At 67.9% G+C, this 24,746-nt stretch carries 19 protein-coding genes and 1 pseudogene; 12 read left to right on the top strand and 8 right to left on the bottom strand.

The window, feature by feature from the left end; translation table 11 throughout:
- Positions 1-167 precede the first annotated feature (167 nt).
- Entirely contained in the window at positions 168-1,142 is a 975-nt protein-coding gene (locus ACFXJL_RS06275; protein ID WP_358876929.1) for a serine hydrolase, read from the top strand.
- 152 nt (positions 1,143-1,294) lie between these two features.
- On the opposite strand, the gene ACFXJL_RS06270 is transcribed toward ACFXJL_RS06275, so the two are convergent.
- Genes ACFXJL_RS06270 through pdhA form a run of 3 tightly spaced genes read right to left on the bottom strand, consistent with a single transcriptional unit; the run spans position 1,295 to position 4,881 of the window.
- Complete coding sequence (locus ACFXJL_RS06270; protein ID WP_384689648.1) at positions 1,295-2,734, bottom strand: dihydrolipoamide acetyltransferase family protein; 1,440 nt, start codon at positions 2,732-2,734, stop codon at positions 1,295-1,297.
- A gap of 15 nt (positions 2,735-2,749) precedes the next feature.
- Entirely contained in the window at positions 2,750-3,730 is a 981-nt protein-coding gene (locus ACFXJL_RS06265; RefSeq protein ID WP_358876931.1) for an alpha-ketoacid dehydrogenase subunit beta, read from the bottom strand.
- 2 nt (positions 3,731-3,732) lie between these two features.
- On the bottom strand, positions 3,733-4,881 hold the full coding sequence (gene pdhA, locus ACFXJL_RS06260) for a pyruvate dehydrogenase (acetyl-transferring) E1 component subunit alpha (RefSeq protein WP_358876932.1): 1,149 nt from the start codon (positions 4,879-4,881) through the stop codon (positions 3,733-3,735).
- 371 nt (positions 4,882-5,252) lie between these two features.
- Between pdhA and ACFXJL_RS06255 the strand changes: the two genes are divergently transcribed.
- The 3 genes from ACFXJL_RS06255 to ACFXJL_RS06245 all read left to right on the top strand — a co-directional run bounded on the left by ACFXJL_RS06255 (position 5,253) and on the right by ACFXJL_RS06245 (position 7,511).
- Positions 5,253-5,918: a response regulator transcription factor gene (locus ACFXJL_RS06255; protein WP_329021328.1), complete on the top strand. Its 666-nt coding sequence runs from the start codon at positions 5,253-5,255 to the stop codon at positions 5,916-5,918.
- A 159-nt stretch (positions 5,919-6,077) separates the two neighbouring features.
- Complete coding sequence (locus ACFXJL_RS06250; protein WP_384633917.1) at positions 6,078-6,494, top strand: pyridoxamine 5'-phosphate oxidase family protein; 417 nt, start codon at positions 6,078-6,080, stop codon at positions 6,492-6,494.
- Between the two features lie 15 nt (positions 6,495-6,509).
- The gene (locus tag ACFXJL_RS06245) at positions 6,510-7,511 is read left to right on the top strand and encodes a phosphotransferase (protein ID WP_384633920.1); all 1,002 of its coding nucleotides are present in this window, start codon (positions 6,510-6,512) and stop codon (positions 7,509-7,511) included.
- Positions 7,512-7,554: 43 nt separating this feature from the next.
- Here ACFXJL_RS06245 and ACFXJL_RS06240 read toward each other — a convergent pair whose 3' ends face one another.
- Complete coding sequence (locus ACFXJL_RS06240) at positions 7,555-9,129, bottom strand: protein kinase (protein WP_384690324.1); 1,575 nt, start codon at positions 9,127-9,129, stop codon at positions 7,555-7,557.
- Between the two features lie 432 nt (positions 9,130-9,561).
- On the opposite strand from ACFXJL_RS06240, the gene ACFXJL_RS06235 reads away from it, so the two are divergent.
- The 6 genes from ACFXJL_RS06235 (at position 9,562) to ACFXJL_RS06210 (ending at position 17,525) form a co-directional block, all read left to right on the top strand.
- Positions 9,562-11,205: a protein kinase gene (locus ACFXJL_RS06235; protein WP_358876935.1), complete on the top strand. Its 1,644-nt coding sequence runs from the start codon at positions 9,562-9,564 to the stop codon at positions 11,203-11,205.
- Positions 11,206-11,364: 159 nt separating this feature from the next.
- A complete protein-coding gene (locus ACFXJL_RS06230; RefSeq protein ID WP_384689642.1) occupies positions 11,365-11,931 on the top strand; it encodes a hypothetical protein in 567 nt (188 codons plus the stop codon).
- Between the two features lie 142 nt (positions 11,932-12,073).
- Positions 12,074-12,796, top strand: a complete 723-nt coding sequence (locus ACFXJL_RS06225; protein WP_384689639.1) for a PadR family transcriptional regulator — start codon at positions 12,074-12,076, stop codon at positions 12,794-12,796.
- Between the two features lie 406 nt (positions 12,797-13,202).
- Positions 13,203-14,003, top strand: a complete 801-nt coding sequence (locus tag ACFXJL_RS06220) for an ABC transporter ATP-binding protein (protein ID WP_384689637.1) — start codon at positions 13,203-13,205, stop codon at positions 14,001-14,003.
- Positions 14,000-16,876, top strand: coding sequence for an FtsX-like permease family protein (locus tag ACFXJL_RS06215; protein WP_384689634.1), 2,877 nt, complete (start codon positions 14,000-14,002; stop codon positions 16,874-16,876). The genes ACFXJL_RS06220 and ACFXJL_RS06215 overlap by 4 nt, the downstream gene beginning before the upstream one ends.
- Before the next feature lie 106 nt (positions 16,877-16,982).
- Positions 16,983-17,525 carry a bacterial proteasome activator family protein gene (locus ACFXJL_RS06210; RefSeq protein WP_358876940.1) on the top strand — a complete coding sequence of 181 codons (543 nt, stop codon included), beginning with the start codon at positions 16,983-16,985 and terminating at the stop codon, positions 17,523-17,525.
- Between the two features lie 350 nt (positions 17,526-17,875).
- On the opposite strand, the gene ACFXJL_RS06205 is transcribed toward ACFXJL_RS06210, so the two are convergent.
- Positions 17,876-18,874 carry an NAD(P)H-quinone oxidoreductase gene (locus ACFXJL_RS06205; protein WP_384689631.1) on the bottom strand — a complete coding sequence of 333 codons (999 nt, stop codon included), beginning with the start codon at positions 18,872-18,874 and terminating at the stop codon, positions 17,876-17,878.
- Between the two features lie 230 nt (positions 18,875-19,104).
- A pseudogene (locus ACFXJL_RS06200) lies at positions 19,105-19,776 on the bottom strand (potassium channel family protein); the annotation flags it as partial.
- Positions 19,777-20,299: 523 nt separating this feature from the next.
- Between ACFXJL_RS06200 and ACFXJL_RS06195 the strand changes: the two are divergent.
- On the top strand, positions 20,300-21,415 hold the full coding sequence (locus ACFXJL_RS06195; RefSeq protein WP_384689628.1) for a potassium channel family protein: 1,116 nt from the start codon (positions 20,300-20,302) through the stop codon (positions 21,413-21,415).
- Between the two features lie 18 nt (positions 21,416-21,433).
- Here ACFXJL_RS06195 and ACFXJL_RS06190 read toward each other — a convergent pair whose 3' ends face one another.
- On the bottom strand, positions 21,434-22,162 hold the full coding sequence (locus tag ACFXJL_RS06190; RefSeq protein ID WP_358876943.1) for a helix-turn-helix domain-containing protein: 729 nt from the start codon (positions 22,160-22,162) through the stop codon (positions 21,434-21,436).
- A 68-nt stretch (positions 22,163-22,230) separates the two neighbouring features.
- On the opposite strand from ACFXJL_RS06190, the gene ACFXJL_RS06185 reads away from it, so the two are divergent.
- Positions 22,231-22,890, top strand: coding sequence for a flavin reductase family protein (locus tag ACFXJL_RS06185; protein WP_384689625.1), 660 nt, complete (start codon positions 22,231-22,233; stop codon positions 22,888-22,890).
- Positions 22,891-23,145: 255 nt separating this feature from the next.
- On the opposite strand, the gene ACFXJL_RS06180 is transcribed toward ACFXJL_RS06185, so the two are convergent.
- Positions 23,146-24,318 (bottom strand): molybdopterin molybdotransferase MoeA, encoded by a 1,173-nt coding sequence (locus ACFXJL_RS06180; RefSeq protein ID WP_384689622.1) that lies wholly within the window; start codon positions 24,316-24,318, stop codon positions 23,146-23,148.
- Positions 24,319-24,746 lie beyond the last annotated feature (428 nt).

Below are 24,746 nucleotides of genomic sequence, written 5' to 3'. Positions count from 1 at the left end.
AGTCAGGGCGGGCCCTGATGCCAAGACTGACCCCCTTGGCACGGAAGTGGGCCCGGGGACGCAAAAATCTCCCGAGATACTCCTGATTCGCGTACATCCTTTCCTGATTCTCGCGTGTCTCACTTCGGGGCCCTTGATCTTTCCTGGCGCCCCGTCCTGACTTCTCGATGGATGTGCGAACTCGGAGCGTTCCTTTGATACTCAACAACACGAGCGTGCGCAGAGCCGCCACGGTTGTCATCTCCGGTGGTCTCCTGCTCACCGTCTCCCCGCTCGCCGCACCGGCTCAGGCCGCGGCGCGCCCGGTCCCGACGGTCAGCGCCAAGGGCGCTTTTCTGATGGACCAGGCGTCGGGCAAGGCGCTGTACGGCAAGAGCAGCGACACCCGCCGTCAGATGGCGAGCACGACCAAGGTGGCGACCGCCATAACGGTCCTCACCATCCCGGGCGTCAGCCTCAGCAAGAAGGTGACGGTCAAGCAGACCTACCGCGACTACGTGACGCGGGAGAAGGGCAGCACCGCCGACCTCAAGACCGGCGACAAGGTGACGGTCCGCCAGCTCCTGTCGGGGCTGATGCTGCCGTCCGGCTGTGACGCCGCGTACGCGCTGGCCGACACCTTCGGCACCGGGTCCACCACCGCCGCACGGACCAAGTCGTTCATCGGCAAGATGAACGCGAAGGCCAAGTCCCTGGGTCTGAAGAACACCAACTTCGACTCGTTCGACGGCATCTCACAGGGCGGGAAGAACTACACCACCCCGTCCGATCTGACGAAGATCGCCCGGCACGCGTTCTCCAGCGCGACCTTCCGCGAGGTCGTGAAGGCGACGAAGTACGTCACCAAGGCGACCACCAGCACGGGTGGCACCCGCACCTACACCTGGTACAACACCAACAAGCTGCTGGGCACCTACAGCGGCGCCGTCGGCATGAAGACCGGTACCGGCAGCGTCGCAGGACCCTGCCTGGTCTTCGCGGCCACCCGCGGTTCCAAGACGTACGTCGGGGTCATCCTGGGCGCATCCAGCGTGGACGCCCGCTTCAAGGACGCCGGCAAGCTCCTGGACTACGGCTTCGGCTCGTCGACCGCCAAGAGCATGAAGCTCCGGTCGCTGCCGGTCGGCGCCCAGCGAGACTGAGCACGTCAACCGCAGTACGCAGCAACTGAAGCGGGGGTCCGTGGCACTGTGCCGTGCCACGGGCCCCCGCTTCATGTTCGCTGCCTCGAAGGGCCCGCTTCACAGGCCCTGGTGATCAGCGCCAGGACCTGTCCGACGATCTCCAGAGGCCCTCAGGCCCAGGTGATCAGTCGACGGGGGTTCTCCAGAACCGCCGCCACGTCCGCCAGCACCTTCGAGCCGAGTTCCCCGTCGACGAGGCGATGGTCGAAGGACAGGGCCAAGGTGGTGACCTGGCGGGGCTTCACCTTGCCCTTGTGGACCCACGGTTGGAGCTTGATGGCCCCGACCGCGAGGATCGCCGATTCGCCCGGGTTGAGGATCGGCGTACCGGTGTCCACTCCGAAGACCCCCACGTTGGTGATGGTCACCGTGCCGCCCTGCATGGCCGCGGGAGAGGTCTTGCCCTCCCTGGCAGTGGTCACCAACTCACCCAGGCTGCGGGCGAGCTGGGGCAGGGTCAGTTCATGCGCGTCCTTGATGTTGGGCACGAGCAGACCGCGCGGGGTGGCCGCCGCGATGCCCAGATTGACGTAGTGCTTCTGGACGATCTCCTGGTTCACCTCATCCCAGGCGGCATTGACCTCGGGGTTCCGCTTGATCGCGACCAGGAGTGCCTTGGCGATCAGCAACAGCGGGTTGACCCTGAGTCCGGCCAGGTCCGGATCGGCCTTCAATTCATCGACGAGCTTCATCGTGCGCGTCACATCGAGCGTGATGAACTCGGTGACGTGCGGTGCGGTGAACGCGCTGCCCACCATCGCCGCCGCCGTGGCCTTGCGGACGCCCTTGACCGGGACGCGGGTCTCGCGCGCACCCATCTGCACGGGTGCGGGAGCCTGCGGCCCGGTCTCCTTGCCCTCTTCGCCCTCTTCGCCCTCTTCTGAATTGACGCTGACCGATTCGGGCACGGTCACCGCGGCGTGGACGTCATCGCGGGTGATGACCCCGTCGGGGCCGGTGGCGACGACGGCCGCCAGATCGACGCCGAGGTCCTTGGCGAGCTTGCGCACGGGGGGCTTGGCGAGCGGGCGGGCCGCCGCCGGAGAAGCGGCCGAAGGAGCAGCCACGGGATCGGGCGATGCAGCGGCGCTGCGGCCGTTCAGTTCGGACTGGATCGCCGCGGTGTGCTGCTCGGGCACCTGGGCCCCCTTGCGCGGACGCCGCCTGGTGGAGCTCTCGGCGACCCCGTAGCCCACGAGCACCGGCTGTCGGCCCTGAGGCTTCTCGTCCGGTTCCGGTTCGACGGCCGGGGCGGTCGGGGCCGTGGCGGGCTCGGCGGGTGCCGCATCGGGGGTGACGTCCACCGAGATGATCACCTGGCCGACGTCGACGGTCGTGCCCTCCGGGAAGCGGAGTTCGTGCACCACCCCGTCGTAGGGGATCGGCAGTTCGACGGCAGCCTTCGCCGTCTCCACCTCGCAGACGACCTGTCCGTCCGTGACCGTGTCACCGGGCTGGACGAACCACTTGAGGATCTCGGCCTCGGTCAGTCCCTCGCCCACGTCGGGCATCTTGAACTCGCGGTAGCGGAGTGTCGTGTCGTGCGTCATGTTCTCGGCACCCCTTCAGTACGCGAGCGAGCGGTCTACGGCGTCCAGCACCCGGTCCAACCCGGGGAGGTACTCCTCCTCCAGACGGGCCGGGGGATAGGGCGAGTGGAACCCGCCGACCCTCAGCACCGGGGACTCCAGGTGGTAGAAGGACCGCTCGGTGATGCGGGCGGCGATCTCCGCGCCGGAGCCGTAGAAGACGGGGGCCTCGTGCACCACGACCAACCGGCCCGTCTTCTCGACCGACTTCTGGATGGTGTCGAAGTCGATCGGGGACATCGAGCGCAGGTCCAGCACCTCAAGGGACTTGCCTTCTTCGGCCGCCGCAGCGGCGGCTTCCGTACACACCTTCACCATCGGCCCGTACGCGGCCAGCGTGAGGTCCGAGCCCTCCTTGACCACCCGTGCGGTGTGCAGGGGCCCGGGGATGGCCTCGGTGTCGACCTCGCTCTTGTCCCAGTAGCGCCGCTTGGGCTCGAAGAAGATGACCGGGTCGTCGCTCTGGATGGCCTGCTGGAGCATCCAGTACGCGTCGGACGAGTTGGACGGTGAGATCACCTTGAGCCCGGCGACGTGTGCGAAGAGGGCTTCGGGGGACTCGCTGTGGTGCTCGACCGCACCGATGCCGCCGCCGTAGGGGATGCGGATGACGACGGGCAGCTTGATCTTGCCGAGTGCCCGGGCGTGCATCTTGGCCAGCTGGGTGACGATCTGGTCGTACGCCGGGAAGACGAAACCGTCGAACTGGATCTCGGCGACCGGTCGGTAGCCGCGCAGCGCGAGGCCGATGGCCGTACCGATGATGCCGGACTCGGCCAGGGGGGTGTCGATCACCCGCTCCTCGCCGAAGTCCTTCTGCAGTCCGTCGGTGACCCGGAAGACACCGCCGAGCTTGCCGACGTCCTCGCCCATGATCAGTACCTTGGGGTCGGTTTCCAGGGCCTTGCGCAGCGACTCGTTGAGCGCCTTGGCGAGGGGGAGTTTCTGTACGGACATGGTCAGTTGCCCTCCTCGGCGAATGACGCCTGGTACGCGGCGAACTGCGCGCGCTCCTCGTCGACGAGCGCATGGCCGTCGGCATACACATGCTCGAAGATCGCCATGTGGTCGGGGTCGGGCATGGCCCGAACCGCCTCCCGCACCCGCTTGGCCAGTACGTCGCTCTCCTCGTCCAACGCGGTGAAGAACGCTTCATCGGCGTGCTCTTCGGCGGTCAGGAGGGTGCGCAGCCGCAGGATCGGGTCCTTGGCCTCCCAGGCGGCCCGCTCGTCGTCGTGGCGGTACTTCGTCGGGTCATCCGACGTGGTGTGGGCGCCCATGCGGTAGGTGAACGCCTCGACGAGCGTGGGTCCCTCTCCGTTGCGGGCCCGTTCCAGGGCCCACTTGGTGACCGCGAGACAGGCGAGGACGTCATTGCCGTCGACGCGAACTCCGGGGAAGCCGTAGCCCTGGGCGCGCTGGTAGAGCGGTACCCGGCTCTGGCGCTCGGTCGGCTCCGAGATCGCCCACTGGTTGTTCTGGCAGAAGAACACCACGGGTGCGTTGTAGACCGCCGAGAAGGTGAAGGACTCGGCCACGTCACCCTGGCTGGAGGCGCCGTCGCCGAAGTACGCGATCACCGCGGAATCGGCCCCGTCCTTGGCCACACCCATGGCGTAGCCGGTGGCGTGCAGGGTCTGGGAGCCAATGACGATGGTGTAGAGGTGGAAGTTGTTGCTGTTGGGGTCCCAACCTCCGTGGTTCACCCCACGGAACATCCCGAGGAGGTTGGTGGGATCGACCCCGCGACACCAGGCGACGCCGTGCTCACGGTAGGTGGGGAAGACGTAGTCGTCGTCTTCGAGGGCGCGGCCCGAGCCGATCTGCGCGGCCTCCTGGCCGAGCAGCGACGCCCACAGTCCCAGTTCGCCCTGTCGCTGGAGAGCAGTGGCCTCCGCGTCGAAGCGACGGGTGAGGACCATGTCCCGGTAGAGCCCGCGCAGCTCTTCCGAGGTCAGATCGATGCTGTAGTCAGGGTGCTCGACGCGCTGGCCTTCCGGCGACAGCAGCTGTACGAGTTGGGGCTCGGAACTGAGTGGCTTCTTCGCGGCGCTCACCCGCTTGCTGCTGCGTCGCGGCTTGCGCGCGGCAGTGCTCTCCACGGTCACGTGCGTGCTCCTCCGTCTATCCGGTCCCCCGGGTTCGCCGGGAGCCTGGGGTCGCCCCTGCCGAAGACAGGGGGAGGCTCGCCCCTTCGTCCGCTCCCGCACGGGGTGGGTGCGGCAGACGGTTGAACGGGCGTGACAGGTGCCCCGACGAGACCCTGTCAAAAGGCACGTTACCCAGTACAGCGCATTCCTGCGGAACCCCATTTGACCTGCGTTTTTGCTTGGATTTCCAAGTAAACGGAGAAAATGGTGAATCACTGCTGGCAGGAGCCCTGATCAGCACCGGTCACGACCCAGCGGGCCGTCGAGACATCGGCACGGTATACCGGCCACCCGGGGCACGGGAAGAGCTGGTGTGTGAGACTGCATTCGTGCGCGAAGAACGAAAAATCACCGTATTCCTCTTGGACGACCATGAAGTCGTCCGACGTGGCGTCCATGAGCTGCTTTCGGTCGAAGACGACATCGAGGTCGTCGGCGAAGCCGGTACGGCGGAGGACGCCATGGTCAGAATCCCCGCCACCCGACCCGATGTGGCCGTACTGGACGTACGGCTGCCGGACGGGAGCGGGGTCGAGGTCTGCCGGGAGATCCGTTCCCAGGACGAGAACATCAAATGCCTGATGCTGACGTCATTCGCGGATGACGAGGCACTTTTTGACGCCATCATGGCCGGTGCATCCGGTTATGTCCTTAAGGCGATCCGTGGAAATGAGCTGCTGGAGGCGGTGCGCGGCGTGGCGGCCGGAAAGTCCCTCCTCGACCCGGTGGCCACCGCCCGCGTACTGGAGCGACTGCGCGACGGGAACAACCCCAAGAGCAACGACAAGCTCGCCGGGCTGACCGAGCAGGAGCGCAAGATCCTCGACCTGATCGGAGAGGGACTGACCAACCGGGTCATCGGCGAGCGGCTGCACCTCGCAGAGAAGACCATCAAGAACTACGTCTCCAGCCTGCTCTCCAAGCTGGGGATGGAACGCCGCTCGCAGGCCGCGGCCTACGTGGCCCGGATACAGGCCGAGCGACAGCACCACTGAGCCACGCGCGGAACGCATGGGAACGCGTACCGCCCGGGTGCCGAGGTCCACGGGTGCGCCCCTTCTCGATGGGCGCCGAGGATCACGGGACCTTCGGCCCCCGTCGAGGAGGGGCGGCTGCCCCTTCCCCGCGACGGCAAAGTAACCGAAAGTGGACCTATGTCCACCGAGGAACTCCGCGCCATCGAGCTGCTCACCCGGGTCTCGTACGGCCGACTGGCGACGAGCATGCGGGCCATGCCCTTCGTGGCTCCGGCCCGGCACATCGTGCAGGACGGCCGGGTGCTGCTCCGCATCCACCGCGGCTTCGGCTACCACCGCGCCTGCAACGGCAGTGTCGTGGCCTACGGCGCGGACAACTTCAACTCGGGCGGCACGACCCTGTGGTCCGTTCAGTTCACGGGCATGGCGGAGATCGTCCGGCCGGCGGACGAGGTGATCCGACTCTTCGGCCATGAGCCGATCCAGGCCGACGGAGAGAACTTCGAGGCGGTCTTCATGCGGGTCGAGCCGCAGTTCGTGACCGTGCACACCCTCGATTATTGCGAAGAGCTGCACGACGGACACGCTGCGTGATCTATCATTTGGTGAGTGCTGCGCTCATCTGTCCTCGCGCCGCCGGTCGGTGCCCTGTTGCACCGCTACGAGGATCCCGGTGCACCGCTCTCCTGTGAGCGGGTCACCCAGGGCCTCCTGAACCGCGGCTACCGTCTCGTCACCACCAGGGGCACCTACTTCCTGAAGCATCATCTCGACGGCGACCACGAGGCCATAGCCCATCAGCACCGCGCCACACAGCGACTCCAGATGCTCGGCGTACCGGTCGCCCCGCCCGTCCAGGACGCGCACGGCGACACGGTCGCGGTGATCGGCGGCGACTGCTACGCCCTCCACCCCTGGGTCGAGGGGCGGCATCGCAACGGGGCACAGCTGAGCATGGTCCAGTCGCGGCGCCTCGGTTCACTGCTCGGGCTCGTCCATGTCTGCCTCGAACGGGTGATGGACTCCACCCAGCACCGGATGTGCGAGAGCGCCGACCCCGCCGAAACCTTCAACCAGATCGACGAGCTCCTCGCGCTCTCCCGGTCCGCCCGGCCCCACGACATCTTCGACACCCTCGCCGAACACCGTCTCCTGGAGCGCAGATCGCTCCTGGAACTTCACGCCGACCGCAGACCACCGCCTGCCTCGGCGGGCGGCTGGGTGCATGGGGACTTCCACCCGCTGAACCTGCTCTACCGGGGCGCCGAGCCGGCGGCCATCGTGGACTGGGACCGGCTGGGGGTGCAGCCCCGCGCGGAAGAGGCGGTGCGGGCAGCCGCGATCTTCTTCGTCCAGCCGGCCGGAGAACTGGCCCTGCCGAAGGTGCGGGCGTACGCCCGGGCGTATCGACGGGCCGCGGGAGCCGACGCGGCAGAGCTGGCGGCGGCGGTCCACCGGGTGTGGTGGGAACGCCTCAACGACTTCTGGATATTGCGCTGGCGGTACCAGCTGCACGACCGCAGGGCCGACCCGCAGTTCGGTGCGGTGTCAGCCCTGGCGGTGTGGTGGACGAGGGAGTACGAGGCGGTGCGGGACGCCTTCACCGCATAGCACCGGAGCCCGGCCCGTCCTACGGGCCGGGCTCCGGTCGTGCTCACTCCAGCGGGTTGGTGCCGCCGCCGCCCTGATTGGCGCCACCGGGGTCACCGCCACCGGGGTCACCGCTCGTACCGGGATTGGGTTCATTGCTCGGACCGGTCGGCTCCTCCGACGGCGAGTTGCCCGGCTCGGGCTCACTCGTCCCGGTGGCCGTGTTCGACGGCTGCGTGGAGTTCGTGGGCTCCGGGTCGTAGGTGCGTTCCCACGACTTGGACGGCTTGGGGTCCTTGGTGAACGGACGCGAGTACGACTGTTTGGGATTCTCGTCAGGCTCGTCGTCGGGCTCGTCCTCCTGCTCGGAGCTCTCCGCCGACGGCGAGGTGGAGACGGCCGGCGCGGACGGGCTCTGCGAGGTCTTGGTGTCGTCCTTGCCCTTGCCCGCAGGCGGATCGGTCTGGCTCAGCGCATAGGCGACCCCCGCCACCACGGCGACCAGTGCCAGCGCGGCCACGATCCATCCCTTGTTGCCGCCCCGCCCATCGCGACGGCCACCGTCGTACGCCCCGTCGTCCGGGTTCATCGGCGGCAGGATCGGAGCCTGCGAGGTGTCCCCGTGGACGGGGTGGTGCATCGTGGTCGCCGCAGCGGCCATCCCGAGCCCCGGCCCCGTCGGACGGCTGTCCTGGGCGCGCACGGGCCCGGTGTTCCAGCTGCCGTTGTGGCTCCCCTGCTGCTGGAGCATCTGCAAGCCGTACTGGACCAGCCCGCGCATCTCCTCGGCGCTCTGGAACCGGTCGTCCGGGTCCTTGGCGAGCGAACGCATCACCAGACCGTCGAGCTCGGGCGGCACCACGTCCGAAGCCTCGGACGGCGGCAGCGGAATGTCCTGGACGTGCTGGTAGACCACCGAGAGCGGGGTCTCCCCCGTGAACGGCGGGCGGAGTGCGAGGAGTTCGTAGAGGAGACAGCCGGTGGCGTAGAGGTCGGAGCGGTGGTCGACGGCCTTGCCCAGCGCCTGCTCGGGCGAGAGGTACTGGGGCGTGCCCATGACCATGCCGGTCTGCGTCATCGTCGTGGAAGCGCCGTGCAGCGCCCGGGCGATGCCGAAGTCCATCACCTTGACGGCACCGGAGTTGGTGATGATGACGTTCGCGGGCTTGATGTCCCGGTGGACGATGCCGTGCTGGTGCGAGTAGGCCAGTGCCTCCAACACCCCGGACACGATGATCAACGCCTGCTCGGGCGGCGGCGCCTCGGCATTGATGAGGAGATCGCGGATCGTGCGGCCCTCGACCAACTCCATGACGATGTACGGCACCGGCTGGCCGCCCACCTGGTCCTCGCCGGAGTCGTACACGGCGACGATCGCGTGGTGGTTGAGTCCGGCGACCGACTGTGCCTCCCGGGTGAACCGGGCCTTGGCGATCGGGTCCTCGGCGAGATCGGTGCGCAGGAGCTTCACCGCGACCGTACGACCCAGTCGCACGTCCTCCGCCGCGAAGACCTCGGCCATGCCGCCGCGCCCCAGGCGGTGCGTCATGCGGTAGCGGCCGTCACCGACCACTTTGCCGATACCCCAGGAGTCCGGTGCATCGGGCACGCCGCCGCCGGCTTCGGGTTCGGGTGCCATCAGTCCTCGCCGTCTCATCTGTGTATCCGTTGCGTGGCCTCACGCTACAGCCTTCACCGGACAGGGCTGGCTGGGATCGACCGGTCATCAAACCCGCTGTGAGCCAGACCACGCAAATTCCATGGATCTCTTGTAACGCTTGCAGGACGCTTCTTGTGCGTACGGTCACGGATCGGGCACCTGGCTTGACGTGCTGGACCCCTCGGGCAGACTTGCCCCGTAATGGGGATCACTGATCCCAGTTTCACAGGGCACCGGTCCTCATGGGAACGGGTCTTAAGGAACGAGACACCAGGAACCTGGGGTCAACCGAACTTCAACGGGGGCACGGAACACGGATCGCCAGGAAATGAACACCTTTCGCACCTGTCTGCTGCGTAAGCCGAAATTTCCTGTTCTCCGTAGCGTCCGCGCCGAGGGGGAAGCACAGTCATGAGCCAGGACGGCGCGCAGGGCCGCTATGCGGGCGGTTCGCTGGCAGGTGGTCGGTACCAACTTCGCGATCTGCTCGGCGAGGGCGGCATGGCCTCCGTCTATCTGGCCTACGACTCGGCACTCGATCGCCAGGTGGCGATCAAGACACTCCACACCGAACTGGGACGCGAGCAGTCGTTCCGCGAGCGGTTCCGGCGCGAGGCGCAATCCGTCGCCAAACTGTCACACCCCAACATCGTCTCCGTCTTCGACACCGGCGAGGACGAGTTGGGCGGCGCCCTGATGCCGTACATCGTCATGGAGTACGTCGAGGGGCAGCCGCTGGGCTCCGTACTGAACTCCGATGTCCAGCGGTACGGCGCGATGCCGGCCGACAAGGCGCTCAAGGTGACGGCCGATGTGCTGGCCGCGCTGGAGACCAGCCATGAGGTCGGACTGGTCCACCGGGACATCAAGCCCGGCAACGTGATGATGACCAGGCGCGGTGTGGTCAAGGTGATGGACTTCGGCATCGCGCGGGCGATGCAGTCGGGCGTCACGTCCATGACGCAGACCGGCATGGTCGTGGGAACGCCCCAGTACCTCTCGCCGGAGCAGGCCCTCGGCCGCGGGGTGGACGCGCGTTCCGATCTGTACTCGGTCGGCATCATGCTCTTCCAGTTGCTCACCGGGCGGCTTCCGTTCGATGCGGACTCACCGCTGGCCATCGCGTACGCACACGTCCAGGAGGAGCCGGTCGCGCCCTCCACGATCAACCGGTCGGTCACGCCCGCGATGGACGCGCTGGTCGCACGGGCACTGAAGAAGAACCCGAACGAGCGGTTCCCCAGTGCCGCCGCGATGGCCGACGAGTGTGCCCGGGTGGCGAACGCCGGACAGAGCGCCGCACCGGTGATCGTCAGCGGGGCTCCCACGGCCCACGGAGCGGGGGTGTCCTCGACCGTCTTCCCGCCGCTGGACCAGTCGGCACCGCCGCCACCGGGCGTACAGCCGTCCTACCAGCCGGGACCGTACGGCACTCCCACCCCTCAGTACGGCTATCCCCAGGCGCCTCACACTCCCGCCCCACAACCGACCGGTCCGCCCACACCGGGCCCCGGGTACTCGGCGAGCGGTCCGCTGGCGGGGGTCCCGCCGCACTCGTACACCATCTCGCCGGCGCAGAACGCGCCCGCGCCCCGCAACACCGGGCGCAAGGTCGTGATCACTCTGGCGTCGGTCTTCCTCGGACTGGTGATCCTCGGCGGAATCATCTCGGCGATCGAGAACCGCACCAAGGACGACGGGACCAACGGGACGACCACGGAAACCCCGACTGCTTCCGCTTCGGCCGACACGCCGGGTACGGGCACCGCCCTCCCACCGGACCGCACCCGGACCATCGAGACCAGCAAGTGCACCGACGCCTACGAGGACAGCGGGGACCCGAAGAAGGTGCAGGCGCCCGACCTCATCTACAAGGACGTGATGTCGGTGAAGGAGTGTCTGCGCGCCGCGGGATGGACCTGGACGGTGCGCGAGGAGAACAACCCCCAGTGGCCCAAGGACGCGGTGATCGACCAGTTCCCGCGGAAGGACTCCGCGGTGGAGCCGAAGAACCAGGAGTTCGAGTTGACGATCTCCACGGGCAAGTCCGACTGACCTCCTCGGGGAGCTTCCCGCGCCGCGGGTCCAGGTCCGCCGTCCGCCCGGGGGCATTGCCCGGCCGGTTGGATCGGCAGCTGCCCGAGATGCCGGATCCATCCCTGCATGTGACGCTGGCTTCACTGACTCAGCGGCTCGGCACGGGAGGGGTTCCGGGTGACTCCAAGGCTCCGCGGGCGGCGGTGTGTGATCGCCGTTGCCGCCGCGATGGTGCTCTACTCCCCACCCCTCGCCCATGCGGTGGAACAGGAACGGCCCGCAGAGCGCCCCACCGCCTCACCCACCGCGTCCCTCGCCGGGCGGGCGGCCGGCGAGGGGCGGACCCGGCCGGGGCGCTCGGCGGCCGAAGAACGCCTCCGTACGGACGAGACATCAGCCGCCGCCTCTGACTCTGACTCGGCGACACGCAACGGGTCCGCGGCGCCCACGGACACCACGTCACAACCTCGTCCCAACTCGTCGTCTCCCGAGGCCCCTGCCGCGATATCCCCGGACGCGTCGGACCCCCTTCCCGAGGAGGACATGGCACCTGAGGCGGAGGAACCCGGCACGGCCATGGACGAACCCCGGGGTACGGGGGCTCCCGCAGCGGCGCGTCAACACCCCAGCCAGACCGTCCCCGCACCGGCAGCGCAGCAGATCTCGCTGCTCTCCCTGGGTATCGGGATGGCACTGATGGGGTTGGGGATCGGCTTCCTCGGGGTGCGGATGCGGCGCCGATAGGCCCTGTCCGAGCCGGTGGCGCGGGGTCCCGCTCTCGGCCCCACCCCCCGGGAGAACCAGCCCTGTCCGTCTTGAGATGGACCGTGCGGTTCCCACTATCGACGGTTGGCCCGCATGGGCATACCCGGTATACATACCGAGTATGTCCATCCGTCACGGGCTTCTCGCCCTTCTAGAGCACGGCCCTCGGTACGGCTCACAACTCCGTACCGAGTTCGAGTCGCGCACCGGGGCCACCTGGCCGCTCAACGTGGGCCAGGTGTACACGACCCTCAGCCGTCTGGAACGCGACGGGATGGTCGAGCAGTCCGGCGAGGACGATGCCGGCCATGCGCTGTACGGCATCACCGAAGCGGGGAAGACCGAACTGAGGAACTGGTTCGAGCGCCCGGTGGACCGCAGCAACCCACCGCGCAATGAACTGGCCATCAAGCTCGCGATGGCGATCGGGGCCCCCGGTGTGGACATCCGGGCCGTGATCCAGTCCCAGCGCCACCACACCGTGAAGGCGATGCAGGACTACACCCGGCTCAAGGCCCAGGCCCTGAAGGCCATCGAGCACGGCGGTACGGGGGAGCGGGACGACGTGGCCTGGCTGCTCGTGCTGGAGCAGCTGATCTTCCAGACGGAGGCCGAGGCCCGTTGGCTCGACCACTGCGAAGTGCGGCTCATCAGGCTCGCGGCCACGACCGGATCGGGCACCACACCCCCCGCGACGGGCTCGCCGAACACAGCGCACGGCACATCCGGGGCCGCTGATGCGGAACCTCACCCGGATGGATCAGCGCGCCAGCCCAGCGACCGCGCCGATGGATCAGCGCGGCAGCCCAGCGACCGCACCGAACAGGCGAGGACCTCCACCTGAGTACAGCGAACACCAAGCCGTGAACCCCGCGCTCCGAGACGTACGGGGGAACTGACCGGCCTCAGAGGGTCTCGGAGCCGCCGACATCCGTCGCAACAGACGGGTACCGGCCCTGGGCGCACCCCTCAAGGGTCTCGCTGCGCCACCTCCCACACCGTACGGAGCGACATCCCGGGCCCGGTTCGCGATCCGGGCCCCGACATCGCGCCGGAGTCGGTCGATGCCCCGCTCCCCGCGCCAGTCGGAGCGGACGGCCCGGACCCGTCTCCGCCTCCATAGCCCCGGTCCGCCCTCGGACCACTACCGCGGCGCAGAACCCGCCGCCCCATAGCAGCATCACCCGGCCGCGAAGACCGCTCGGTCGCCGGCCCACCGCTCGACCACCAGCCCTAGGGGGACGTTACCCATGTCCGCATCCGCACCACTTCAGCCACAACAGTCTCGGCGACCCGTACTGCAACTCCAGGACCTGACGCGCGTTCATGGATCCGGGGCCACCGAGGTACACGCCCTGCGCGGAATCAACCTCGACGTCTTCCCCGGTGAACTGGTGGCCGTGATGGGGCCGTCCGGCTCCGGAAAGTCCACACTGCTCACCATCGCGGGCGGCCTCGACATGCCCACCTCGGGCCGGGTGATCGTCGAGGACACCGACATCACCCATGCGAACCGCAAGAAGCTCGCCGCACTGCGTCGGCGCAGCATCGGCTATGTCTTCCAGGACTACAACCTGATACCGGCGCTCACCGCGGCGGAGAACGTCTCCCTGCCACGCGAGTTGGACGGGGTCTCCGCCCGCAAGGCCAAGGTCGAGGCCGTGGCCGCCCTGGTGGAGATGGACCTCGGCCATCTCGCCGACCGCTTCCCGGACGAGATGTCCGGTGGGCAGCAACAGCGCGTGGCGATAGCCCGCGCACTGGTCGGTGACCGCCGTCTGGTTCTCGCCGATGAGCCGACCGGAGCACTCGACTCCGAGACGGGTGAGTCCGTACTCGCCCTGTTGCGCTCCCGCTGTGATGCAGGTGCTGCCGGAATCCTGGTCACGCACGAACCTCGATTCGCCGCGTGGGCGGATCGTGTGGTCTTCCTCCGCGATGGCGCGGTCGTCGACCAGACGGTACGCAGCCAGGCCGACTCACTGCTGTCGAGCGCCACGGCCGGCGCCCCTGGGCAGGACGGCTCGGGCCGGGGAGCGAACCAGCTGTGAAGAACTGGTACCACTCCTGGTGGGCTGCGATCCGCATCGCCCGCCGTGACGCCTGGCGCTCCAAGGGCCGCAGTTCGCTCGTCCTCGCGATGATCGCCCTCCCCATCCTCGGTGTGAGCGCGGCGAATGTGACGTTGCGCAGTTCGGACGTGTCCACCGAGCAGAAGATCGAGATCACCATGGGCGCCGCGGATGCCCTGGTGACCGACCCCGGTATGGGAGGTGAGCCCGTCCTCCAGACACCGAACGGCGAGGGCTACACCTCGGCCAAGGAGGAGTCGGCCCCCTCTCTGCCGGGCGAGGGCAGGAGCGCGAACATCAAGAAGGCGTTGCCTGCCGGTGCAAAGGTGCTGGCTGACAGGTCGGGCAACGCCAAACTGCGCACGAAGCATGGTCTGCTGGGCACCGAAGTGCGTGAGTTGGACGCCGCGGACCCCATGGTCAAAGGCTTGTTGACCGTCCTTCAGGGACGGCCCGCGCAGAAGCCCGACGAAGTGATGGTGACCACGCACTTCCTGAAGGAGAGCAAGCTCAAGGTGGGGTCGAAGCTCAGCGCCAGGGGCTTCGACCGGGAGTACCGGATCGTGGGCTCCTATGAGCTGCCCGGAGCCTTGGAAACGGGTCAGGTCACCCTGCTGCCCGGTGCTTTCCTCACGGCGTTCGACAAGGCCCAGGAGAAGGCTGGACTGCGCGGCAGCGGGTCCTCGACCAGCTATCTCGTGGACGTCGAGGGAGGTTTCACGTGGAACATGGTCCAGCAGGCCAATGCCAAGGGTGCGGTGATCAGCTCACGGGCGGTGCTGCTGGATCCGCCGCCCAAGTCCGAGGTGCCCATCTACGAGCGGGACGGCTGGGGCACGTTCGACATGAGCACGGCCGGCCAGGCAACGGCAATTGCGGCCATCGCCACCGTCGCGGGCCTGGCCATCCTGGAGATCTGTCTGCTGGCGGGCCCCGCCTTCGCGGTCGGCGCCAGGCGCTCCCGTCGTCAGCTGGGTCTGGTCGGGGCCAATGGTGGGGACCGTAGCCACATCCGAGCCATCGTCCTCGCCGGCGGTCTGGTCATCGGCGTGGCCGCCGCCATCATCGGCACCGCACTCGGGCTGTTGCTCACCTTCGCGCTCCAGTCGACGCTGGAGGAGTGGATGGGCGCACGCTTCGGCGGTCTGGACATCCGGCCGTTGGAGCTGCTCGGTATTGCACTGCTCGCGGTCTTCACCGGTGTGATGGCGGCGCTGGTACCCGCCATCACCTCGTCCCGGCAGTCGGTCCTCTCCTCGCTCACCGGACGTCGCGGTGTCCGCAAGAGCAACCGGGTCCTTCCGTTGATCGGCCTGGTCGCGATCCTCATCGGCGGCGCGATCGCGCTCTACGGCTCCACCGTGAGCGAGGAAGTGACGCTCGTCGGAGCGGGCAGCGGCCTCGCAGAGCTCGGCATCATCGCCCTGACCCCCGCACTGGTCGGACTGTTCGGCCGGGTGGGTCGCTTTATGCCGCTCTCGCCGAGGCTCGCCCTGCGGGACGCGGTCCGCAACCGGGGACGTACGGCTCCGGCGGTGGCGGCGGTGCTGGCGGCCGTGGCGGGCACGGTGGCGGTGGCCACCTACGCCGCGAGTGACGACGCCCAGATGAGGGCCCAGTACGAACCCCAGCTGCCCACCGGCGCGGTCTCGCTGCAACTGCACGAAGGCGGCGGCAGAGACGTTCCTCTGGCGCGGGCCGCGGTGGTCCGGAACCTTCCGGTCGATGTGCAGGCCGATGTGGCACGGATCGTGGTCGGCAACATCAACTGCGAGATGTACAGCTATGCGAAGGGCTGCGGCGAAATGCAGCTGCTGCTGCCGCCGGCTCATGAGTGCCCCCTGTGGAAGGTCGACCCGGCCAACCCCGAGGCTTCGGCCGAGGAGAAGTTCAGCAAGGCCGAACGACGCAAACTCTCCAAGGACTGGCGCTGCGCCAACGGCGGCCCCTGGGGCGGCAGCGACAGCGTGCTGGTCGGTGACCACAAGCTGCTCACGGTCCTCGGCATCAAGGACGCCGCCGCGGAGCGGGCCCTCAAGGAGGGCAAGGTCGTCTCGTTCGACCGTCGCTTCATCGAGAGCGGCAAGGTCGGACCTGGCGGCAAGGTGAAGATGACGCTGATCACCGACCGCGAGGCGAGCGAGAAGGCCCGCCAGGAGGGCAAGCAGCCGCCGGGCGAAGTCAAGACCTTCGACGCCTACCAGGCACCTCAGTCGACGAAGTCCTATACCGTGATGATGATCATCCCGCCCGCCACCGCCAAGGCGTCGGGTCTCACGACCGTCCCCTTCGGCTCGTACTTCACCACGGAGAAGTCTCCCAGCAGCGAGCAGAAGCAGCGTCTCGACGGGCAGCTGGACAGAACGGGCACGGACGTCGCTCTGTACGTCGAAGACGGCTACAAGAGCCCGAACGACATCGTCCTGCTCTCCCTGACCATCTTCGCGGGCCTGATCACCATCGGTGCGGCCGGTATCGCCACCGGTCTCGCCCAGGCGGACGCCGAGGCGGACCTGAAGACCCTCGCCGCCGTCGGGGCCCCGCCCAGGGTGCGCAGGACGCTCAGTGGGTTCCAGTGCGGGGTGGTGGCCGTGATGGGTGTGGTGCTCGGCTCGGCAGCGGGCATCCTTCCCGCGATCGGCCTGCGGCTGGCCGAGGAGCGCCAACAGATGAAGTGGTACCAGGAGGGGCTGGACTCGGGCTTCGACCCGGGTTCGGTGCCGCACCTCCCGCTGGTGCTGCCGTGGGACACGTTCCTCCTGCTGCTGGTGGCCGTACCGCTCGGTGCAGCACTGCTGGCAGCGCTCGTCACCCGCTCCCGCGGCGCGCTGGCCCGCCGCGAAGCGACGTGATCAACGGCTGAGACACCGGCCGAAATCCGCCTGCCCCGGTACCAGAGTGATCACTCTGGTACCGGGGCAGATCCTTGATGACGCACATGTGCGAGACAATGGCGACATGGAGATGCCGAGGAATGAACGGTCGCAGGACAGCCCCCACGTTCTTGTCGTGGGGCAGGACGGGATGGCACTCGGCGGCGGTGGCAGTGACGACGAGTCGCGCGAGGTCCCGGTGACGGAGATGGTCGAGCAGCCCGCGAAGGTCATGCGGATCGGCAGCATGATCAAGCAGCTGCTGGAGGAAGTGCGGGCAGCTCCCCTGGACGAGGCGAGCCGAGTCAGGCTCAAGGAGATCCATTCGAGCTCGGTGAAGGAACTGGAAGACGGCCTCGCTCCCGAGCTGGTGGAGGAGCTGGAGCGGCTCTCCCTGCCCTTCACCGATGAGGCGATCCCCTCCGAGGCGGAGCTGCGCATCGCCCAGGCGCAGCTGGTGGGCTGGCTCGAAGGGCTGTTCCACGGCATTCAGACGGCGCTGTTCGCCCAGCAGATGGCCGCGAGAGCGCAACTGGAGCAGATGCGCAGGGCGCTGCCGCCCGGTGCGTCCCACGATGACGACGACCACCCCGAGCACGGAGCGATCCGGTCCGGGCCCTATCTGTAGGTCTCGTACATGATCTGTAGGTCTCGTACATGATCTGTAGGTCTCGCACATGGTGGATCTGTAGGGCTTGGCACGTGGTGGATCTGTAGGGCTTCGCACGATGCCTGGTGAGCCGCTCGACGCCTGGTGACCCGATGTGTCGGCGCAGGCCGCACGGATGATCCACGAGGACGGCGGGCGGCTGTCCAAGGAACAGCTGCAGGGCCGGTCGGGCATTCAGCCCGACCGGCCGCTGTCGTTTCCGGGTGGCGCTTGCTCTGGTACTTCTTTCGCCGGTCGGGCCTTCACGCCGGTCGGGCGCTCCATTCGACCGGTCCTTTCTGCACCAGGAGGCGTTCCCTCAGTTCGCCTCAGCCCCTGGAGGTGGTGCCCTCCGCGACGAGCAGGATCTTCCCCACATGTCCGCCGAGCTCCAACACCCGGTGCGCCTCGACCGCCTCCGCAAGGGGCAACCGTCGATCGATCACAGGCCGCACCCGCCCTGCCTCCACCAACGGCCACACGTGTTCCCGTACGGCAGTCACGATCGACGCCTTCTCACCGAGCGGACGGCCGCGTAGGGAGGTCGCGGTCAACGCCGCACGCTTCCCCAGAAGAGTCGCCAGATTGAGCTCGCCCTTGACCCCGCCCTGGAGCCCGATCACCGCGAGCCTGCCGTTGACCGCCAGCGCGCGCACGTTCCGGTCCAGATACTTGGCGCCCATGATGTCGAGGATCACATCGGCGCCCGCGCCGGCCGTGGCCTTGCGCAGCTCTTCGACGAAGTCCTGCTGGCGGTAGTCGATCAGTATGTCCGCGCCCAACTCTGCACAGCGCGCCAGCTTGTCGGGGCTGCCCGCGGTCACCGCGACCGTCGCCCCGACCGCCTTGGCGAGTTGGATGGCCATGGTGCCGATGCCGCTCGCACCGCCGTGGATTAGGATCGTCTCACCAGGACGCAGATGCGCGATCATAAAGACGTTGGACCAGACGGTCGCCGTCACTTCCGGGAGCGCAGCCGCGGAGACCAGATCGAGGCCCTTGGGCACCGGAAGCAACTGCCCGACAGGTACGACGACCTGCTGCGCATAGCCACCGCCGGCGAGGAGTGCGCACACCTCGTCACCGACGGCCCAGCCGGACACCCCACTGCCCAGTTCCACGATGCGTCCGGAGCACTCCAACCCTGGATAGGGGGAGGCGCCCGGCGGAGGATCGTAGAAGCCCTGGCGCTGGAGGAGGTCAGCCCTGTTGACCGCACTGGCCGCGACCTCGACGAGGACTTCCCCCTCGCCCGGCTTCGGATCGGGCACCGCCGTCCACACCAGTGCCTCGGGACCACCGGGTTCGGGAATCGTGATCGCATACATGGCGGCGAGGGTACTCCCGGGTGATGGCCGGCACCGCAGGGCCCACGGCACGCACGCCGAAGACCGCACCGTCCAGCCGAGACCGCCCGACCTTCGGCTATGAGTCCGACCCTTGTGAAGACACCGGGATCCACCGGGTACTCACCAGGTAGCCACCCGGACGGGGCTCGATCACCCACGCCAATGCCCAGCCACGCCCGACTCGGCTTCGGCTTCGACTTCGGCTTCGGCTAAGCGTCGCGTGCTGGCAGTACGTTGCTGGCGCGCACGATCGTGATCAGACGGTCCGTCAACTGGAGCGGACTGGCGGACGGGTCGTCGTAGCCGATCAATCGATGGCCCCGCAGCACGCTCACCACGAGATCGCTGGTCTCCCGCACGCTCAACCCCACTTCGGCCTTTATCACCGGCCGTTCGACAAGATCGAGCCCGCTGCCCTGCTGGATCAGATCCTCCATCACCGCACCGGCACTCGGACTGAGCACGGAGAGACCCAACAGCCGGCCGGCCGCACTGGCGCTGGTGATGACCGCATCGGCACCCGACTGCCGCAGCAGGGGTGCGTTCTCCTCCTCGCGGACCGCCGCGACGATCTTCGCTTCCCGGTTCAACTGCCGTGCGGTGAGGGCAACCAGGACGGCCGTGTCATCGCGCTGAGTGGCGATGATGATCCGTCCTGCCCGCTGGACCTCGGCCCGGATGAGCACATCACTGCGGGTGGCATCACCCACGACACCGGCGAAGCCCTCGGCGGCGGCGGCCTCGATCACCTTCGTACTGGGATCGACAACAATGATCTTTTCCTTCTCCAGCCCCGTGGCGGTCAGCGTCAAAATCGCGGAGCGGCCCTTCGTACCGAATCCGACGATGACGGTGTGCTCTCGCAAGCCAAGCCTCCAACGGTTCTGGACCCCACCCCGGAGCGGGCCGCGACGGTCTGCGCCAGGGTGCGGCCGGACCCCACGGCCCGGGTGACCGACGCTACCGCCAACGCGGCCACCGAGGACGCCTTCGTACGTTCCACGCCGGATGTCCGCGCCAAACAGCAGATCTCCTGCCACCGAGATCTGACGGTCGACCGACCGGCCCCCGACGCCCGGGGCTCGACTGCCATCCGCGCACTGCCCCGCAGGGGTTCACCAGCAGAAGAGGCTACGGAGTCACTCCTAGGGGGGCACTGTCCCGCTGGGCGCTCGCCCCGCACCCGCCCACTGGCTCCCGGCACACACCACGAACAGCGACCTTCCTTGCCCTGTGAGTGGCATCTCTTCCTCGACAGTGCTCGTGCGTGTTCGTGAGTGGCACCTCGACAACCTCTCTCGTACCCCGGCGCGGTATCCAGAGTTACCGCCTCACCGCGCAAGATCGGGGACCATGGGCACATGCCTGAGCGATCGACCGGGCAACCGCCAGAGGGGAACACCGATGAGGGCCGAGAAACCGCCGACCAAGGCAGGGAGACTCTCGATCCTGCGATCCCTCTGGTACCGCTCGCGCAGTGAGGCCCGAGACGATGACGAGGCCGGACGCGCCATCACCATGCCCGCACAGGCGAGTGTCCCGCCGCTCCAGCAGGTGCTGCGCCGGTTGGCCATGGCCCTGCTCGTCCTGATCGTCACCACACTGCTGGTCTGGTTCGACCGCGCGGGCTACAGCGACAACGCGGATGGGAAGGTCGACTTCCTCGACGCCGCGTACTACACGACCGTCACGCTCTCCACGACCGGCTACGGCGACATCGCCCCGGTCAGCGACGGGGCGCGACTGACGAACATCTTCATCATCACCCCACTGCGCGTGCTGTTCCTGATCATCCTGGTCGGCACCACGCTGGAGGTGCTCACCGAGCGAACCCGTCAGCAGGTCCGTGTCCACCGCTGGCGCTCCCGGATGCGGAACCACGTCATCGTGGTCGGCTACGGCACCAAGGGACGGCACGCCATCGAGACGCTCCGGGGTCAGGGCATCCCCAAGGAGAAGATCGTCGTGGTCGATCCTCAGCAGAAGGCGGTCGACGCTGCGAGCGCCGATGGACTGGTGGCGGTCCTCGGGGACGCCACCCGCTCCCGAACCCTCCTCAAGGCGGAGCTCCAGGCCGCGGCCCGGGTGATCATCGCTCCGCAGCGGGATGACACCGCAACCCTGGTCACTCTCACCGCTCGCCAGCTCAACAAGAGGGCCGCCATCGTGGTCGCGGTCCGCGAGGACGAGAACGTACCGCTGCTGAAACAGAGCGGCGCCGACACGGTGGTCACCAGTTCCAGTTCCGCGGGAAGGCTGTTGGGCGTCTCGATGGCGAGTCCCCATGTCGCCGACACCCTGGAAGACCTGATGACGCGCGGCAGCGGACTGAACCTCACAGAACGCTCCGTCACCAAAGGCGAAGTGGGGCGATCACCCCGTGAATGTACCGATCTCGTCGTGGCCGTGGTCCGTAGGAAGAAGATGCTCGACTATGCCGACCCCGAGTGCGCTCAACTGCAATTCGGTGACCAACTGATCACGATCAGCCGGGAACAGACCGACTTCTCCGTTGACTGACCGCTCCCGGCTGAGCCACTAGGAGCGAGGCTCAGCCGGAAGTGCACCGTCGGACATGCCCAGAGCTTCGCGGAGGGCTGAGCGGCCCACATCGGTGAGTGCAATGGCGCGTCCCGTTCCGATCCGGGTGATCCAGCCCGAGTCGAAGGCATGACGACACACGGCGGCACCGACAGCACCAGCCAGATGGGGCCGACGCTCCGTCCAGTCCACGCACGAGCGGACGGGGGGACGGCGGGTGGCAGGCGCCAGCGTGATGCCGAGCTCGCCCAACCAAGCGGTTCCGTCGCCGGTGAGCCTCAGTCCGTGCTCCCAGTCCAGAAGTCCCCGCTCGGTCATGGCCTCGGTGATCGCGACCCCCAGTGCGCCGGCAAGGTGGTCGTAGCAGGTACGGGCACGGGCCAGGGCCCGGCTGCGGTTGACGTCCGGCAGCGATCGGGGCGGGGCGGTCTGCCGAGGGGCCATGGAGGCGAGGGTCTCGATCAATTCCGCCGTGGCAGGGTCGGTCAGCCGAACATAGCGATGGCGGCCCTGGCGCTCCTGGGTCAGCAATCCTCCGGCGACAAGGCGGTTCAGGTGCTCGGTCGCGGTCGAGGCGGCCACTCCGGCATGGCGAGCAAGCTCGATCGCGGTCCAGGCCCGGCCGTCCAAGAGGGCGAGACAGAAGCCCGCCCTGGTGCTGTCGGCCAGGAGGCCGGCCAGAGCTGCCAGATCCGGAACCTGAAGATGTGCATCACGGCTGTTCATGGTCCTCCATCTTGCATCCGCGATCGTTCGGCACGGACCGAAGAGTCCTCGCCCTACCTTCGTGCTCCATGAACACCACCGTGCGACCCTGCGCCGAGCCTGGCGACCTTCCTTCCACCGCGCCTTCCGATCACCTGACCATCACGCCGAGCGTCCTGTACTTCGGGACACCGGTCGTGCTGCTGTCCACCGAGAACGAGGACGGTTCCTTCAACCTCGCCCCGATGTCATCGGCCTGGGCACTGGGACAGGCGATCGTCCTCGGTCTGGGAGGCGAGGGGCAGACCGCGCACAACCTCCGCGAGCGCCCAGAACTCGTGATCAGTATGCCCGCGCCCCCTCAGTGGCAGGCGGTGGAGAGACTCGCGCCCCTCACCGGCCGCTCCCCCGTGCCGGTGAACAAACGCGACAGATTCCGATTCGAGCGGGACAAGTTCGTGGCTGCCGACCTACGGTCCACGCCATCCGAGCTGGTCCGGCCGCCCCGAGTTGCCGACTGCCCGCTCCAGCTGGAAGCCCGTGCCACCAGGGTCCAACCCGATGTCTCCGGCGGATTCCTCATCGTCGAAGCCCAAGTGCTCAGGGTCCACGCGGATCCACGCATCGTCGTCCCCGGCTCTCAGCACATCGACCCGGCCCGGTGGAGCCCATTGATCTACAACTTCCGCCACTACTTCGGGCTCGGCCCCGAGCTGGGCCATAGTTTCCGTTCCCAGACACCCCACTGAAGTTCAGGCAATCCATAGCGGCGCCGCGTGGACGGCCGGATCGGCCGGATCGGCCGGATCGAGGCAGTGTGGACGGCTGCGCAGCCCAACGTCCCCCAGGGCTGATCGAAGCTCTCATCCGGCGAACGACCGAGGCCCGAGCTGACCTACCCAACGGCGGTGAGGGAACGGTGGCGAGGGAACAGCGAGGTGGAGTGGCACAGGTGCAGTACATGACCCGTCTGGCACGTTTCACGTGAAACATGGCGACACGGTTTACGCTCCCAGGGCCCAGGGGAGGTCCAAAAGCTCCACGACCTCTCCGGAGCGAACACCGCCCGGTGGCACCACGGCCAAGCCGTCGGCAGCGACCACACCCCGCAGCATGGCCGGTCCGCCATAGCGCAGCGGTACCAGTTGGCCTTCGCGGAGGACAGCGGGGATGAGTCGAGTGTCCTGTGGGTGGCCCGGCAGCGGCTCCCTCATCGGCGCACGGTGGGGGTCGGTCAGGGGCAACCCCATGAGTCCCCTCAGCAGCGGCTGAACAAGAGACAGCAGTCCAGAGACCGCGGCGAGCGGATTGCCGGGCAACCCCACCAGATATCGGGGGCGACCGCCACTCCCTCGGAGTCCCCAGGCCGCCAGCAACATCGGATGCCCCGGACGAACGGCTACCGAATCGATGAGCAGCTCCGCGCCTGCCTTGTGAAGCACCGGATGGACATGGTCGACCGGGCCTGCCGCAGTACCACCGGTCGTCAGGACGAGATCGGCTTCGGAGGTGATGACGGCCTGGTAGAGCGCATCTGCGTCATCGCCGATGAGCCGGGTACCGATCACATCGACACCGAGCGCGGCAAGCCAGGGGCCGACCAGCGGGCCCAGGGCGTCCCGGATCAACCCGTCGTGTGGCAACCCTTCGGTGAGCAGTTCGTCTCCGAGGATCAGCACCTCAGCACGTGGTCGCACGACGATCGAGAGTTCGTCGTATCCGGCGGCGGCAGCCATTCCCAGGACTGCGGGGGTGACCAGGGCGGAGGCAGGAAGCAACTGGTCTCCGGAGCGGCATTCCTGCCCTCGTGGCCTGATGTCCTGCCCGGGGCTGGTGGAACGGTCCGTGCTGAGCTGTCGATGCTCTGCATCCGTGCGGGCGTGTTCGGTACGGATCACGGCGGTGGCCTCAGGAGGAATACGAGCACCCGTGGCGATCCTGACCGCTGACCCGTCCTCCAAGGGAGTCGTGGCGCCCTGTCCTGCCAGCAGAGAACCGCCGCCGACGATCCCCCAGGGCCCCGGTCCGGCCACCGCCCATCCGTCCATGGCCGAGGTGTCGAAGGGGGGCAGATCGCAGAGTGCGACAAGCGGAGCCGCGAGCAGGTGGCCCAACGACTGCTCCAGGGAGACCTGTCGGATCCGCGGCGGGCAGGCTCGGCCGGCGCGTACCGCCATGGTTCGAGCCGAGTCCCATGCCATGGGTCGCGGTTCACCTCTCCGATCAGCAGCTTCATTCCGGGTTCTCCCGAGGACAGCGGCGGAGGGCTGCTGGCGGCCCACGAGGGCGAGTGCCTCCGCAAAGCCGTCGGGCTCGCCCACCGGCAGCTCCCCTTGCTCGGGGTCGCGGCGATGCGCCGTGTTCCCACCGTCGTCGGAGCGATCCACCGTGTTGTCGCCATTGCCGTCGGGGGCTTCGGAGCGTTCGAGGAGCGCGGCTCGGAGAGATCGTCGGGTGGTGCTCCTGGTCGTCGGCCGAGGCTGAGGCTCATGACTCTCGGTCGTCTCGGTCGGCTGACTCTCGGTCGGCGATTGGTGCGCGGGTGAAGAGCTTCCGATGGATTTCCCGCCAGCTCCGGGTGCGGCACCGGCTCCGGGTGCGGCAC

Source organism: Streptomyces sp. NPDC059256, from assembly GCF_042753785.1.
Classification (GTDB): domain Bacteria; phylum Actinomycetota; class Actinomycetes; order Streptomycetales; family Streptomycetaceae; genus Streptomyces.
The sequence above is the reverse complement of the archived record's forward strand: the minus strand, read 5'-3'. Positions and strand labels throughout refer to the sequence as shown.